Annotated in this window: 10 protein-coding genes; 4 read left to right on the top strand and 6 right to left on the bottom strand. The window is 45.4% G+C overall.

All coding sequences use genetic code 11. The annotated features are described in order from the left end of the window. Positions 1–266: 266 nt before the first annotated feature. Both mutY and mgtA read left to right on the top strand, forming a co-directional pair. Positions 267–1,337, top strand: a complete 1,071-nt coding sequence (gene mutY / locus J3U67_RS08760) for an A/G-specific adenine glycosylase (protein ID WP_267404765.1) — start codon at positions 267–269, stop codon at positions 1,335–1,337. A 411-nt stretch (positions 1,338–1,748) separates the two neighbouring features. Beyond that, positions 1,749–4,457, top strand: a complete 2,709-nt coding sequence (gene mgtA / locus J3U67_RS08765; RefSeq protein WP_267404767.1) for a magnesium-translocating P-type ATPase — start codon at positions 1,749–1,751, stop codon at positions 4,455–4,457. Between the two features lie 259 nt (positions 4,458–4,716). On the opposite strand, the gene J3U67_RS08770 is transcribed toward mgtA, so the two are convergent. The 3 genes from J3U67_RS08770 to J3U67_RS08780 all read right to left on the bottom strand — a co-directional run bounded on the left by J3U67_RS08770 (position 4,717) and on the right by J3U67_RS08780 (position 7,399). Further along, positions 4,717–5,088 carry a nuclear transport factor 2 family protein gene (locus J3U67_RS08770; RefSeq protein WP_100151935.1) on the bottom strand — a complete coding sequence of 124 codons (372 nt, stop codon included), beginning with the start codon at positions 5,086–5,088 and terminating at the stop codon, positions 4,717–4,719. Positions 5,089–5,253: 165 nt separating this feature from the next. Then, a complete protein-coding gene (locus J3U67_RS08775; protein WP_267404772.1) occupies positions 5,254–6,516 on the bottom strand; it encodes a glycerate kinase type-2 family protein in 1,263 nt (420 codons plus the stop codon). A gap of 25 nt (positions 6,517–6,541) precedes the next feature. Continuing rightward, positions 6,542–7,399: a LysR family transcriptional regulator gene (locus J3U67_RS08780; protein ID WP_267404774.1), complete on the bottom strand. Its 858-nt coding sequence runs from the start codon at positions 7,397–7,399 to the stop codon at positions 6,542–6,544. Positions 7,400–7,506: 107 nt separating this feature from the next. Between J3U67_RS08780 and J3U67_RS08785 the strand changes: the two genes are divergently transcribed. Beyond that, positions 7,507–7,938: a DoxX family protein gene (locus tag J3U67_RS08785; RefSeq protein WP_267391953.1), complete on the top strand. Its 432-nt coding sequence runs from the start codon at positions 7,507–7,509 to the stop codon at positions 7,936–7,938. Between the two features lie 287 nt (positions 7,939–8,225). Here J3U67_RS08785 and J3U67_RS08790 read toward each other — a convergent pair whose 3' ends face one another. The 3 genes from J3U67_RS08790 to J3U67_RS08800 form a co-directional block, all read right to left on the bottom strand. After that, positions 8,226–8,666 (bottom strand): DUF3592 domain-containing protein, encoded by a 441-nt coding sequence (locus J3U67_RS08790; protein ID WP_267404777.1) that lies wholly within the window; start codon positions 8,664–8,666, stop codon positions 8,226–8,228. A gap of 133 nt (positions 8,667–8,799) precedes the next feature. Next, positions 8,800–12,693 carry a translocation/assembly module TamB domain-containing protein gene (locus J3U67_RS08795; protein WP_267404780.1) on the bottom strand — a complete coding sequence of 1,298 codons (3,894 nt, stop codon included), beginning with the start codon at positions 12,691–12,693 and terminating at the stop codon, positions 8,800–8,802. Continuing rightward, on the bottom strand, positions 12,693–14,507 hold the full coding sequence (locus tag J3U67_RS08800) for an autotransporter assembly complex protein TamA (protein ID WP_416384684.1): 1,815 nt from the start codon (positions 14,505–14,507) through the stop codon (positions 12,693–12,695). Before J3U67_RS08800 ends, J3U67_RS08795 begins: the two co-directional genes overlap by 1 nt. 381 nt (positions 14,508–14,888) lie before the next feature. Here J3U67_RS08800 and kdsA point away from each other — a divergent pair, with 381 nt between their 5' ends. Then, entirely contained in the window at positions 14,889–15,728 is an 840-nt protein-coding gene (gene kdsA, locus J3U67_RS08805; RefSeq protein ID WP_267391961.1) for a 3-deoxy-8-phosphooctulonate synthase, read from the top strand. Positions 15,729–15,793: the final 65 nt, after the last annotated feature.

A 15,793-nucleotide genomic window follows, 5' to 3' on the forward strand; every position in this document is an offset into this window, starting at 1 on the left:
GCTGTAAAATGCATTGTTAAATTAACGTTTAATTACATTTTATCATGTTTGATATTATGTATAAATAAGAATGGTGTTGGTATATGGTTGGTTTGCTGTTCTTATGTTGTTTTTTCTTTATTTGTAATGTTGTGGTGGTGAAGGTAATCAATTTACTTTTTCAGATATGGCTGCTTGTTTTGGGGTTATGGCTAACCAATATAGGTGGTCTAAGGTGTGAGATTGATATTTCATTAATTGATAGATAAATTTTAAGATTCGGCTGTATGTGTAATGAGGAAGTTTTGAAGTCTGAATTTGCTCCGCGGTTGGTGCAATGGCAGCGGCAACATGGCCGGCATGGATTACCGTGGCAGACGCGGGAGCCGTATCGGGTATGGCTCTCGGAAATTATGTTGCAACAGACTCAGGTGGCGACGGTGCTGGATTATTACCCGCGGTTTGTGGCTACTTTTCCCGATGTGCAGGCCTTGGCAACTGCAGAAGAAGACGCGGTGCTGGGTCTATGGCAGGGACTTGGCTATTACAGCCGTGCCCGTAATTTGCACAAAGCTGCGCAACAGGTGGTAAATGAGTTTGGTGGTGTGTTTCCATCTGAAAGAATTGAGTTGGAAAGGCTTTGTGGAGTGGGGCGAAGTACTGCAGCGGCAATTTCTGCGTTCTGTTTTAATGCACGGGAAACTATTTTAGATGGCAATGTAAAGCGGGTGTTGTGCCGTTTGTTTGCGTTGGATGGTGATCCGGCCAATAAAGCTTTTGAGGCAAAACTGTGGACAACGGCTGAAGCTCTGCTGCCACGGAATGCTGCAGATATGCCGGCTTATACTCAGGGGTTGATGGATTTAGGTGCTACGGTATGTAAACGATTGAAACCGGTATGTGCTGTTTGCCCGATGAATGATATTTGTCTGGCACATCTGCAAGGCCGCACGGCTGAGTTGCCACGTAGGAAAGCGGCAGTAGCAGTTAAGGATGTGGCGCTTTACTGGCTAGTATTGCGTAATCGTGCTGGAGCGGTGTTTTTAACTAAGCGGCCGGCTAAAGGGATCTGGGGTGGTTTATGGTGTGTACCCTGTAGCGAGAGTCTGGATGATTTGTATGCACTTGCCTGTGATTTCGGTATACAGGCGGAAGATTTGACTGAAGGCACAGAAATTAAACATCGTCTGACGCACCGGCAGTTGATGATTCTGCCGTTCACAGCTGTGGCTGGTGAGCAAGCGCCGGTATCGGCAAGGATAGCAGGTGAGTGGGTGGCACCAGAAAATCTGGCTGTTTATGGTATTCCTAAACCATTGCACAGCTATCTGAATGCAGTGCAAAACAGTCTGTTTTAATCTGATGGTTTTAGGGTTTCTCTGTAATAAAGGGTGGTCATACTTATTTTTATGTATGTTTGGATTGGGTGAATATACTGTAATGAATTTTGTGTAGTGTGAATAATATTGTTTTTTGTTTTGAATAGCGTAAATTTTGTTGACGCTATCATTGCAAATCCGTATAAACGCTATCTTGCTGAAATATTTCTGTCTTTTAAGTAATTATACGCAAAAGGCATAATGCTTAAGAGATGGATGTTTTAGTATTTGCTGAGCTTAATGCGATGCATTGAGTTTCTGATTATTTAACCGGGAATAAAACAATGGAAGAAGATTCGAGTCGACCGTTTATTTTATTGATACCACAACTGCAACTAGGCCGTTGAGGTTTCCGGGTTAGTCTACAGTATCTACCGACCGGGAAACTGCATGGCCGGTGAGGTACTGTTTATGAAAAAATTAAAAAAAATCATTTCTCAACCAGTGGATATTAAGGCTGTGCTGGAGTCGCGCAACAGTCTTGATGGTACGCTGTCTAATTTACAGACCAGTCTGAGTGGTTTGACCGAGCATGACGTTAAGGAACGGCTGGCCAATTTTGGTCGCAATGATGTGGTGCACGATAAAGCTCCGTCTGCGTATCTGCAATTGTTGCTGGCATTTAAAAATCCTTTTATCTTCGTCTTGCTGGCGCTGGCTGGTGTAAGCTTTTTTACTGATTATCTGATTCCTTTGCGTCATGGTGAAGAAACCAGTTTAAGTGGCCTTTTTATTATTGTGGTGATGGTGCTGCTGAGTGGTTTGCTGAGCTTTTGGCAAGAATATCGTTCTAATAAGGCTGCGCAGGCGCTGAAATCCATGATCAGTACTACTGCCACGGTATTGCGCCGTAGCCACCGTGATATCAGTACTGAGCAGCTAGAAGTACCTATTAAGGAAGTGGTGCCAGGGGATATTATCTTGCTTTCTGCTGGGGATATGGTACCTGCCGATGTGCGCTTAATTGAGTCTCGCGATTTGTTTATTAGTCAAGCTGTGCTGACAGGTGAATCTATTCCGGTAGAAAAATCCGATACGGTGAATATGCATGGCACGGTGGCAGCCGACAAGCCTGTCTCTGCTAATCCGCTGGATGCAGAAAATATCTGCTTTATGGGAACCAATATTGTCAGTGGTAACGCTAAAGCTGTGGTGGTTGCCACGGGCAGTGATACTTATTTTGGCTCACTGGCTAAATCGATTGTGGGTACTCGCAGCCAGACTGCTTTTGACCGCGGTGTAAACAGTGTCAGCCATTTGCTGATTCGTTTTATGCTGATTCTGGTACCGGTGGTGCTGTTGATTAATGGTTTTACCAAAGGTGACTGGGGTGATGCTGCTTTGTTTGCTCTGGCTGTGGCTGTGGGGCTGACACCGGAAATGTTACCAATGATTGTCAGCGCCAATCTGGCCAAGGGGGCGATGGCAATGGCACGGCGTAAAGTGGTGGTGAAGCGTCTGAGTGCCATTCAGAATTTTGGCTCTATGGACGTATTATGTACTGATAAAACCGGTACGTTGACACAAGATAAAATCATCCTCGAACATTACACTGATATTAACGGTAATAATGATAATGAAGTATTACAGTTGGCATGGCTGAACAGCTCCTATCAGAGTGGTATGAAAAATCTGATGGATAAGGCCATTGTGCGCTTTGCGCAGGAACCAGAAAACAGTGCAGTGATTAACGATGGTGGTTATCGTAAGATTGATGAGTTGCCGTTTGATTTTGTACGCCGGCGTCTGTCTGTTGTGCTACGTGATGATAAGCAGCGTCATGTGCTGATTTGCAAGGGTGCAGTGGAAGAGATGTTGTCTATTTCCAGCTGTGTGTATGAACAGGGCAAACATCTGACATTGAATGCTGCACGACGTGAACAGTTGCTGGCACTGGCTGAAAGCTACAATAAGGAAGGTTTTCGCGTACTGGCTATTGGTAAAAAGTATATTTCAGAAGGGGAGCAGAAGGCACAGTATGCGGTGGCAGATGAAACTGAGCTAACTTTATACGGCTTTCTGACTTTCCTTGATCCACCAAAAGACAGTGCGGCACAGGCGATTGCTGCTTTAAGTGAAAATGGCGTAGCGGTGAAAGTGCTGACGGGTGACAATGCTATTGTGACGCGCAAAATCTGTCATGAGGTGGGTATTGAAGCTGGCCAGCCACTACTGGGTAATGAAATAGAAGCTTTGAGCGATGAGGCTCTGAAACCGCTGCTGGAACGGCATACTGTGTTTGCTAAGCTAACGCCGTTGCAGAAGTCGCGTATTATTCGTTTGTTGCAGGAAAATGGGCATACGGTTGGTTTTCTGGGCGATGGTATTAATGATGCACCGGCTTTGCGTGATGCCGATGTGGGTATTTCTGTGGATACGGCTACTGATATTGCTAAGGAATCTGCGGATATTATTCTGCTGGAAAAAAGTTTGATGGTGCTGGAAGAAGGGGTCATTAAAGGGCGCGAGACTTTCGGCAATATTATTAAATACCTGAATATGACGGCGAGCTCCAATTTCGGTAATGTATTTTCAGTATTGTTTGCCAGTGCTTTCTTACCGTTTCTGCCGATGCTGGCGATTCAATTGCTGATACAGAATCTGCTGTATGATTTTTCTCAGCTTTCCCTGCCATGGGACAAAATGGATGAGGAATTTTTACGCAAACCGCGCAAATGGGATGTTTCTAATATCAGCCGTTTTATGCTGTTTATTGGCCCAATTTCCTCTATTTTTGATATCAGTACGTTTGCGTTGATGTGGTTTGTGTTTCATGCCAATGCACCGGAAGTGCAGAATTTGTTTCATTCTGGCTGGTTTGTGGAAGGTCTGCTCTCACAGACGCTGGTGGTGCATATGCTGCGTACGCGCAAAATACCGTTTGTGCAAAGTACCGCTTCTTTACCGGTATTATTGATGACAGTGCTGATTATGGCTGTAGGTATTTATATCCCATTTTCACCAATTAGTGGCTGGATTGGTTTGACGCCATTGCCATGGCAATATTTCCCATGGCTGGTGTTGACTCTGGGGTGTTACTGTGTAGTGACGCAGACGGTGAAGCGCTGGTATATTCGCCGTTTCGGGCAATGGTTCTAACTATCGGTGTGAATAAGAGCGGGTGAATAACTCGCTCTTTTACTTAGTTGCTATTGGAAAAAAATCGCTGGCTAAGTTTGCCATCCATTTGGCGATGCAGTGTGCACAAAAGTGAATTCAGAAAAAATTAGATTGCTAAGGTCTGGAGAATTTAGTGTATACACAGGTATGTGGTTTTTGCTTTTAGTATTTATCTAACTTTTTAGGCCATACTATTTCATACAGTATGGCCTGATGGATTAGCGGCAGGTGTTAATAATTAAAAAACACTGTTGCCGTTGACCGATTTTATTTTTTCGATATTTTCTTCTATTACGTCCCAGTGTTCGGCTATCTGGCCGTTTTCTAACCGGTAAATATCACAGGTTTTGCTTTGATGACCTTGTTCATCAGTGGTTTTATAGAATACATATACCATATCGCCATCGGCGCTGATGTTTTTGGTGTCATATTGCAGTTTTTGCTGCAACAAGGTATGTAGAAATTTGACGAAGCCTTCACGGCCATTTGCTACTTCCGGGTTGTGCTGAATGTAGTCTTCTTTGACAAATTTATTTATGTTGGATAAATCACCATTTACGAATACCTGTTGGTGAAACGCTGTGACAATTTCTTTATTGGTTTGCATCATTTACTCCAGAAAAATTCGGCATATACCGATAATTCATTGTAGCGAGTAATTTTTTATATAAATAACTGATTTATAATAATTAACTTTTTGTATTGCTAGATTGATTATTAATTAATTATTATTAAATCGATGCTGGAGCGGGCTAAATTTTGTCTGGATTTATTTTTAGAGTATGAGTATGGCGCGGAAGTCGTTGATGTTGGTGCGGGTAGGGGTAGTAATCAGTAATTGTTTGGTGGCGGCAAAAAAATCATAAGCTCGGTGCTGTTGCAACAATTCATTGGGATTGAGGCCGATTTTTCGCGCATGGTGCAGACTCTCAGGAGTGAACCATGCGCCGGCATTGTCCTCGCTGCCATCAATTCCATCGGTATCAGCGGCCAATGCGTAGATACCGGAGGCGCCATTCAGTGCAATAGCCAGTGCAAGCAGGAATTCGCTGTTGCGTCCGCCGCGTCCTTGATGTTTGAGGGTTACAGTGGTTTCTCCGCCACTGAGAATTAACAGCGGTTTTCTATGTGGCTGCTGGTGATGATACTGGGCAATGCCGGCCATTACCTGAGCTACTTCGCGTGCTTCACCTCCTATGCGGTCGCCCAGATAGAGTACGTCGATACCCTGATTCTGTGCCTGTTTTTGTGCTGCGCTAAATGCCTGATGCGGGGTGATGATGATATGAGCGCTACTGTTGTCCAGCTTTTTGGGGGTTTCTGCTGTGGGTGAATTTAGATAGGTGGCTACGCTTGGCGGCAGTTCGAGCTGATATTGGGTGACGATTTGTTTTATGTCGGCAACTGTGGTGGGATCGGCTACGGCGGCACCAGAGCCGATGGTGCTGATGTCGTCGCCAACCACATCGGAAATAGCCAGTGTGGTGATGTGAGCTGGTGCGGCAGCTTCTGCAAGGCGCCCGCCCTTTATGCGTGACAGATGTTTGCGCAGGGTATTCATGGCTTCGATAGGAACGCCGTGAGTAAGCAGTTGGCGGTTAATGTTTTGTTTGTCTTTCAGTGAGATACCGGCAATCGGTAATGTGGTCAACGCGGAAGCACCACCTGATACTAAATAATAGACCTGATCTTTTGGGTTTAGTCCGCTTACAGCTTGCAGTAATGCTTCGGCAGCCGCCTGCCCTGCGGAATCAGGTAGAGGATGGCTGGCTTCCAGTACTCGAATGTGTTTGGTAGGTACACTATGGCCATAACGGGTTACAACCACTCCGGATAGGGGTGGATAGTTTTCTGGCCAGATTCTTTCCCACTCGGCAGCCATGGCGGCGGCAGCTTTGCCGGCACCGACTACTATTACTTTGCCCGTAGGTTTTTGTGCTGGTAACCATGCTTTCATTTTATTTATTGGGCTGGCTTCTTGCACGGTGTACTGAAAAAGCTGCTGTAGAAAGCTGATGGCCTGGTCGTTTTTAATCATATTATTTCCCCTTTGTATATAAATGTTAGTGGTTTTTTTCATTTGCAAATTTCTGTGCCAGAAAATCGATAAAGCTGCGTACTTTGGCACTGAGAAATTCACGATTCATGTAGGCGGCATACAGAGTGTGGCTTTCAGGGCAGGCGATGTGATCGATGGTTTGGAGGCGCTGATTTTCGATGTCTTCTTTAACCATCCACTCTGGTAAATAGGCTAGTCCCATATGATTGAGTGCCATTTGATGGATGAGCAGGGCACTGTTGCTGGTACAGGCCGGTATCAGGGGTAGATCGAGATGTACGTATTGGGGCAGTAGCCCATAGTGCTGTTTGAGGTCGGCCATGGTATGCGGCGTACCATATTTTTTCAGGTATTGCGGGCTGGCAACCCATAGGAAATCGATTTTGGTGATGGGTTTGACTATTAGATTAGGTTCAGGATTATTGGTTACTCGCAGTGCAAGGTCTATTCCTTCGGCTACTAAATCGGCGCGGCGGCTGTCGAGATTTATAGACAGGCTGACTTCGGGATATTGGCGCCGATATTCTGCTAGCATTTCTCCGAAATGGCGAGAGGCACACCAGTTCGGAGCGGTGATTTTAAGTAGCCCCTGAGGTTTGATGGTGCCAGCCTGTGCGATGTGTTTTGCTTCGGAAAGGGTATCTAGTGCTTCTACACAACGATGATAGTATTCTTGACCGGCTTCAGTGAGGCTGATGCGGCGGCTGGTGCGGTTGAGCAGTTTGGCCTGGATGCTTTTTTCAAGATGATGTAGGTGCTTACTCGCCATGGCTGTGGAAATATCCATGAATTCAGCCGCTTTGGTAAAGCTGCCGAGTTCGACGACATAGCGAAATACCCACATGCTTTGTAAGGTGTCCATTTAGTTTCTTTACAGGAAATAATTATTCTATAAAAATGATATCGTTTCTCAATGGTAAATTCAATACACTGTCGTTATCTTTTCAATAAATGAGTAATGGAGTGGCCATGATTAATACGAAAACAATTGATACTGATTTCAATGGTTATGCTTTGACTGTGTTGCGTCTGGTTACGGCTTTTTTATATATTCAGCATGCTACAGCAAAATTTTGGCAGTGGCCGTTATCCATGACTGACGGTCATGGGTCTGTGGCACTGTTTTCGCTGATGGGAGCGGCCGGTGTTCTGGAATTAACGGGCAGTGTTTTGTTGCTATTGGGTTTGTTTGTGAGGCCAGCTGCTTTTGTTCTGAGTGGACAGATGGCGGTAGCTTATTTGTTTTTTCATACGCGGTCTGCTGGTTTGCATACTTTACTTACTCCTCAGTTAAATAATGGGGAGCAGGCAGTATTATATTGTTTTATTTTTTTGTTTCTCTTTATGGCTGGTGGCGGGCGGCTGGCGCTAGATAACCGGTTTAAATCACTTTTAAAGTAGGCGGCTTTTTGACTATCTGGCTATGATTGGTTCATAAATATTCTGTTTGGCTAGTAGGTTTGGCTTAGACAGAATATTTAACTAGTATATAAATACGTAATTATGAACTATGGTGATTTTTGTAAATATTTGAGATAATTTTATATTTCAATAGGATATTTTATTTAATCTTGCTCTTGTTTATAGAGTGGCTTTTAAAAATTTAATATTTTAGTGATCTGGGATTAAAGTTTTTTCATACTGGTGTTTACTGAGGCTTAGTGTCTATATTTGAATGTTTGTAGAAACTAATTATGTTTTTGTTTGTTTTCCCTATATACATATGCAGTGCAGCAACTCATAAAAATTGCGCTAGCAAAATACAACCAAAAATTTATTTTAGTTAGATTGTTGTCTTTAATATCTGCAATTTCAGGAGAATATCTATTATAAAGAATTTTGATTTTCTCTCCTTCGTGAACATTAATCCGGGTTTTAATATCTTTGCTAATAACAACATTATTGTTTTTATCGAGATATTTTGCTGTTAGTTCATAATAATCTTTTTCTTTTTTTGGATATTTATAAATATAAACGGTTTCTACAGTGGCTGAGGTTTCTATGCCATGTATATGAACTCTGTAATAATAAGTAGCATAATATATGGCTACTATACTCAACATAGCGCTTATTAAGGTCATAATCCAAAAATTTTTATCTTGATTATGTAAATCTAGTCTTTTTAACATAATAAATAATGTGCCCTTGAAATCAAATTTGAAGGTTATATTAATATACTATAATTTTTGATGGATAACGCAATTCGATGCTAAGTAAGCAGTTTAATTTTGGCATAAATTTAACTTTAATTTAAGTTAATAATTAATCAAAACGTCGTGTATATCTAATTTCGCCACCTGCAGATCCTGTTCCTACACGTATGATGCTTTGCAGAGCTCGGCTGATCTGATAGGTAATGCTAACTGTTTGCGTAGCACTTTCGATTCCGTAAAGATAACTAATATACAGGTTGTTGGAAAGATGTTTGCCAATGGTAATGGCTTGTTCGGCCGGATTCATTTCGCCTGTTTGGCTATTGCGGGTTTGCTGGCTGGTTAGGCCAATTTCATCCAGCAGGCCAAGTTTATCGTTGAGACCGCCGGCCAGCCATGCGCTGGCAGCTGCGGCAATGGCCGCTTCATCGCCGGCGCTGCCGCTGCTGGGACGGTTAAGTATCAGCCATGACAGTTTGTCTTTTTCGCTCATGGCTTCGTTGGCGATAAGGTTGATACGTGGGCTGTCGAGGCGACCCAGTGCTTCAACTCCTGCTCCCACCTGAGAATATCGGCGTTTGGCACGGATTTTCAGGTTGGGGTTGTCCATCGGACCGACGAAGGAAATGGTACTGCCATGCTGAATGACCAGATCTTGTCCGTAGGCTTTATACTGTCCGCGCACGACATTCACAGTGCCGACAATCTGGATGGTGCTTCCGGGATTGGCGCTGGCGTTGAGCTGACCACCTAATAAAACATCTAATCCTTCGCCGCTGAATCTGAAGGCATTGTTCATATCTAAATCCAGATTGAGACGGATGGGTGTGGCGCGCTGCTGTTCGGTGGTTTTTTCACGGCCTAGAACAAATACGTCGTCATCTAGTTGTGGCATGCCGGATTTCTGCATGCCGAATAAACCTTTGTCTACTTTGAGTTTGCCATTCAGGACGATGCCATGGGCGATGGTATACAGCAGCTGCGTATTGCCGCTGAGGGTAAGACGGCGGTTTATCTGGTCAAAGATGTTGTAGTGGTCAAAATGGGCGGTGACGTTAATGTCTGGAGTAAGTTTGGTCATGTCAACGACACCACTGAGTTTGATAGTACCGTCGCGGCGGGCGAAGGTGAGGCTGTCTATAAGCCAGCGACGACCCTGAAAATGACTTCTAAGACTGCCATTTTCGAGAATAGTGCCATTAGACTGATCACGATAATAAAGGTTGTTGCCGATGAGTGTGCCGTTTAGTAATGGTTCGTTCAGATGGCCGCTGATGGTTGCGTTGGTGTGCATGCTACCATTGAGTTGCATGCCAATGGGCAGTAGATTGCGTACGCTGCTGAGATCAGGACTGTCTATTTTAATATGGCCGCTGATGGGCGCATTACTAATTTGTCCGTTGGCGGCAGGGGTAATGATGAGTAGGGCATCGGTGGTGCCATAGCGGGTGAGGCCGCTGAGGTGGTTATCGATGTGACCATTCTGGAAACGGGTATCGAGTCGGACATTTTGCAGACCCAGTTTCTGCTGGTGCTGCGGTAGAATGATATCGCCGCCCTGCTGATACAGTTTCAGATAGCCCTGCATGTTGCGGCTATAGCTGAAATTCCAGTCGCCACCAATTATCAGGTTTTGTTCGACGGGCAATTCGACGATGCTATGTAACTCGCGCAAAGCGAGATTGCTGGCTGTGCCGCGGGTAATCAGCCCTTTGTTTTTGTCCCAATTGAGGTTGCTGAGGCTGAGGCTGCCACCCAGTGCTGCCCAACGTGCGTTCTGCATATTGACGCGTTCAGCTCCGGCTTCAAGTTGAATGGGGCTGAGCAGTTTGAGATTGAGGGCACCGTTGATATCTAGTGCGTTGACACGGCCTCGCCACTGATAATTTTTATCCATTCCGCCATGGGCATTAATGCTTAGATGATAGGATTTGCCATTGAGTGACAGACTGCTGTTGCCTTGTAGCTGATGCTGGTTGCCGCGGCCGTTAATTTTGATGTCGGTGTTGTTGATTGTAGTTGGTTTGCTGCCGTTGCTACCGGCTATGTATATGTGGTCTGCAGCCATGTTTAGCTGTAATGGCTGGGTAATATCGGGAGAACCAATAATTTTGAAATCCAGTTGGCTGATGTTAAGCAGTTTTGCGATTTGTAGGTTACGGGCTGCACCGCTAAGGTTGGCGGTAATTTTTTTCGGTTCACCGGCAATAAAGCCTTTGGTGTTGAGTAGTCCTTTGAGGCCGAATCCAAAAAGACCGATATCAGGAGCGTTGATATCGAGATTGAGTTTATCGCCGGTTTTGCCGAAGCTGCCATTGGTGAGTATACGGTTGCGGCCAGCGTTGAGATTGATGTTGGCTTGTTCCAGATGCTGGTTGCGATAGCGGATTATGGCTTTGCCGGAAAGTGCTGCTCCAGAGAGTATGCTGTTGTGCCACAGCATGTCTGCTTTAATGGCCGGTTGTTGTGCCAGCTGACCGCTGACGTTGATATGGCCGTTGATGCTGCCGGCAGGAAAGCTGGAGTTGACTTTGGACGGGTTGAAATTATTGCTATTTATAGCCAGTTGCAGGGCTTGATTTTGATACAGTGCTAGGCTGCCTTTGGCACTAAAGCTACCACCTTTATTCGGGGTGAGGTTCAGTTTGTCGAGTATCAAGGTCTGTTGATGTTTTTGTTCATCGGTAATGATTTGAATGGAACCATCGCTGCTGCCTTTTTCGCTGGACAGCAGCCATTGGGTGTTTAAGCCGTTGAAGCTGCCAGATACGCGGATGTGTCCATTGAGCGAACCAGGCAATGGTGTAGTCAAGGCGTCATCTGCATAGATTCGTAACAACTGGCTATTGATGTCCAGCTGTTTAGCAGCGCTGTCTATGCTGCCGCGGGTGATGATTTGCCCTTGCCGAAGCAGGCGTGTGGTCAGGGCAGGTAACTGAAGCTTGCCATTACTGTCGATGTTGATATCGCCTTCAATACTGCGGATAGGTAAACCGGAGCTTTTAGCATCATTATAGGCACGTGGCTGTTCGTTACCTAGTTTGATGTGGCCGGCCAGTTGGTTCTGGCTGTTTTTAACGGGAGTGAGGTCTAAGTTGAGATTAAGATCAGCAAAAGGAAGGCTGCTGCTAAAGGCAGCAGGATTGATATGGCGGCTTTGTAGGTTGAAGCTGACTATTTTGCGGTTGAGCTGTAAGGCGTAAGGTCTGAGAATGGCATGAGTGCGAAAATGGATATCTCCGCCATCCAGACGGGCAAATAAGTCGGGCTGTTGTAGGCTGCCTTTAATCAAGGCGGCACTTTCTACAGCGGTTTTATCAAGCGTGCCGTTGCCATTTAGTTGACCGTTCAGTGCAAACGGTGTTTGAGTGGCAATGGCAATATTGCCTTGGAGGTTCTGCCATGGAGTATTCAGTTGGTTGAGGACAAGCTGATGCTTGCGATAATCATATGTATAGCTGGCCTGACTATTAAGCAAAACCGGAGTCTGTTTTTTGCCGAGGGTGAAGCTGCCAAGCTGGATGCTATCAATTTGAATTTGTAAAGGCAGATTGATGCTATTGGGCAGTGTGGGAACTGGTTTCGGTGTGGGGACGCTGTGGTCGGTGTAGTTGATTTTGCCAACATCCAGCAGCTGCACGTGAAATCGTCGTTGCCATAATTCGCGGTTGTTCCAGTTTAGCTGGAGTTTATCAATGGTTAAATCAAAATCGCGATGGCTGACATGGATGTCTGAACCGGCAAAGCCTTGCCAAATTGTGCCGTTCAGTTTTTGGGTGCTGATGTGTACACCAAACCATTTAGGTACGGTATGAACGCTGAAGCGAAGACCGGATTCGGTGCCGGCCAGCCAGCACATTAAGGCGATGATGATGATTATGAGGCCAAGCAGGGTGAATAGGCTGGCTTTTAGCCAGCTTTTCCAACGTGGCCTGCGCGGTGGCTGTGGAGTGGTTGCGGGTTTGGCTGAAGTTTCGCCTGAGTGAAGTATGGTTTCAGCCATTAGAATTTTGTTCCCAAACTGATAGACCAGCGCCATTTTTTATCATGATGGCCGTAGGCGATATCGAAGGCAAAGGGGGCGACGGGGCTAAACCAGCGTACGCCTAAACCAGAGCCATGACGCCATTGCATGTCGCTGAAATTTTTGGACACTGAACCGGCATCGTGAAATAGAGCCAGAGCAAAATCTTTGTACACCGGAATTTGGTATTCCACGCTGGCTACGGCCAGTGTACGGTTGGGTAATACGGAATTATGTGAGCTTTTGATACCAATGCTATCGAGCTCATAGCCTCTAACGCTGCCGGCACCACCGGCACGAAACATGAGAATGGAAGGGACATTGACAGCATCACCGGTATGCACATAGCCAATTTGACTGCGTAGCACCCAGGTGCCGTATTTTTTGTTTTCCGGTGTGTAGTAATAGCCACCGCTGGCCGTTACCCGCTGCATGGAAGCGGATGCCAATAGTTTTCCCAGCGTTGTGCCGATTTTCCCTTCCAGATAATAGCCATTGGCTGGCCTTAGCTGGGTCTGAATATTCTGACGCTTCCAAGAAGCGGTAAGCATAGTGGCATAGCTATGACCAAGCTCAGGACCATCTTCGATTTTGCTGCTTTCAGTAATATATTCAACGCCAATACGGGAGTCTATGCCGTTGCGATCTCGTACTTTCCAGATGCCGCTAGACAGGGCACGGCTTTCCAGATGCTGTACGGTAGAGTAGGTATAGTTGAGATTACTGGTCCAGTAATGGCCACGGCTGTTGCGCGGCTGGCTCAGGCCAAAACCAAAGGTGGTTTCGTAGCGGTCGGTATCTAGCAAGGTGGAGCCGACAAAGCCTTTATGGAACACATTGTAATGGTCATAGCCACCGCGGAAGCCGGGACCATTTTTGGTGTCGTAACGTAAACCAAAGGTCAGTTTCTGACGACGCATTTCGCTTACTTTTACCAGTACAGGTACATGGTCATTTACCATGTGGTCAAAATCGGCACTGACCACGGCATTGCCATAATGGCTGTCTTGTTCCAACGCTTGTTGATAATCAAGCAGTTTGTCCAGATCATAAGGTGATCCGGAGCCGAAACCGGCCATTCCGGTAACAATAGAGACCGGATAGCGTTCGTTGCCGCTTACCTGTATATCGCCGAAATAGATAGGCTGTTTGCTGTCTACAGTAAGTGAAAGGTCAGCCAAATTTTTTTGCGGATCAATAGTGGCGCTGCTGGCACTGATGGTGGCCAATGGATATTTTTTACGCACGATGGCGGAGAGTACCGAAGATTTGCTGGCTGACCAGTTGCTCTGAGTAAAAGGGTCACCAACTGGTAGTACCCAGTTGTCAACGGCGCTTTTGTAGTAATTGGTCAGGTCGTCATCTGCTGTAACGTTGCCGCTCAACGAAATATTGACATTTTCAATTTGAGTACGGGGGCCAGGGTCGATATGTATCAGATAGCCATCTCTTTGTTTTTCGAGATTGACTTTTGCATTGAAATATCCCTCTGTTTCAAGCATGGTCTGCGTTTGCTGAGGTGCTTCCTCCGCCAAGAATCCAAGCTGCTCATCATCAAGGTCTTCGATCAATTGCTGAGTAATCAGTGGCAGATGGTCTGTAATTAATTTTTGCAGCGCAGAATTATTGACATCAATAGTGACAGGTACCCGCGGAATTTTCGGCGGTTGATGCTTGTGTTCTTCGCGATACTGGTGCGGATGCAGTAATCGGTGCAGTAAGCCAGTTTTCGGTGGTGGAATGTCGTCTTCTATATCATCGCTGTCTGCTGGCAGACTGGCCGCCCATACCATTGAGGTAAGGGTGGTGAGCAATATACTCTGTAGCAGCCCGTGCAGGCGTTTCTGCGAGATATATATCAAGATTAATCCTGTAGGGTTATGTTTAGTGCGGCGTTTTCTAAAGATAAAAGGTATGTCGGGTGATTACTGGCCGGTTATTTTAGCTATTGTAGCGCGAAAATAGTAGTCAAACCTATACTGAAAACGGTGGTGATGTTATGAAAACGTAAAATTAACATTATTTTTGTATTTTAATTTTGAATTCAGTTAATGATTATCGCGGTTAATGAGATTTGGACGCTGAGCAAACTATTTTGTAGAATGCGGGTTTATGTTGGTCTGGGCACTGATGTCCACGTACCGGAACCTGAGTGAGGATTGATTGTGACCAAGATTGTTCATGTTGGTAATATTTCAGTAGCCAATGATTTGCCACTGGTGCTGTTTGGTGGCCTGAATGTACTGGAAAATCTGGATTTGACTTTACGTACTTGTGCGCATTATGTTGAGGTAACTCGGAAACTGGGCATTCCGCTGGTGTTCAAGGCATCATTTGATAAAGCCAATCGTTCTTCGATTCATTCCTACCGTGGTGTGGGTTTGGATGAAGGTATGAAAATTTTTACCGCGGTAAAACAAGAATTTGGTGTTCCAGTAATTACGGATGTACATGAACCGTATCAGGCTGCACCGGTAGCAGAAGTGGCAGATGTTTTGCAGTTGCCGGCTTTTCTTGCTCGCCAGACTGATTTGGTGGTGGCACTGGCGCAGACGGGTAAAGTGGTGAATATCAAAAAGCCGCAGTTTTTGAGTCCGCACCAGATGAAGAATATTGTTGATAAATTCTACGAAGCGGGCAATCAGCAGCTGATCCTGTGTGAACGAGGCAGCAACTTCGGTTATGACAATCTGGTGGTAGATATGCTTGGCTTTGGGGTGATGAAAAAAGTCTGTGCCGATCTGCCGATTATATTTGATGTTACCCATGCGTTGCAGCAACGGCAGGCAGATGCAGCTGCTTCTGGTGGTCGTCGCAGTCAAGTGCTGGATTTGGCTCTGGCCGGTATGGCCACACGGCTGGCTGGATTATTTCTTGAAGCTCATCCTGATCCAGATAAAGCACGTTGTGATGGTCCGAGTGCCTTGCCGCTAGACATGCTGGAACCATTTTTGGCTCAGGTTAAAGCGGTGGATGAATTAGTAAAAACTATGCCTGTACTTGAGATTAACTGATTGATCATATATCAATAAAAAAGCAGAGATATTTATCTCTGCTTTTTTGCATCTCAGTAAAACTG

Origin of the sequence: Snodgrassella sp. B3837 (genome assembly GCF_026535955.1) — a bacterium.
GTDB classification, from domain to species: Bacteria; Pseudomonadota; Gammaproteobacteria; order Burkholderiales; family Neisseriaceae; genus Snodgrassella; species Snodgrassella alvi_E.

Coding starts and splice junctions, on each gene's coding strand:
- mutY (WP_267404765.1), top strand. CDS start 267: ATGTGTAATGAGGAAGTTTTGAAGTCTGAATTTGCTCCGCGGTTGGTG.
- mgtA (WP_267404767.1), top strand. CDS start 1,749: ATGGCCGGTGAGGTACTGTTTATGAAAAAATTAAAAAAAATCATTTCT.
- J3U67_RS08770 (WP_100151935.1), bottom strand. CDS start 5,088: ATGATGCAAACCAATAAAGAAATTGTCACAGCGTTTCACCAACAGGTA.
- J3U67_RS08775 (WP_267404772.1), bottom strand. CDS start 6,516: ATGATTAAAAACGACCAGGCCATCAGCTTTCTACAGCAGCTTTTTCAG.
- J3U67_RS08780 (WP_267404774.1), bottom strand. CDS start 7,399: ATGGACACCTTACAAAGCATGTGGGTATTTCGCTATGTCGTCGAACTC.
- J3U67_RS08785 (WP_267391953.1), top strand. CDS start 7,507: ATGATTAATACGAAAACAATTGATACTGATTTCAATGGTTATGCTTTG.
- J3U67_RS08790 (WP_267404777.1), bottom strand. CDS start 8,666: ATGTTAAAAAGACTAGATTTACATAATCAAGATAAAAATTTTTGGATT.
- J3U67_RS08795 (WP_267404780.1), bottom strand. CDS start 12,693: ATGGCTGAAACCATACTTCACTCAGGCGAAACTTCAGCCAAACCCGCA.
- J3U67_RS08800 (WP_416384684.1), bottom strand. CDS start 14,507: ATGGTATGGGCGGCCAGTCTGCCAGCAGACAGCGATGATATAGAAGAC.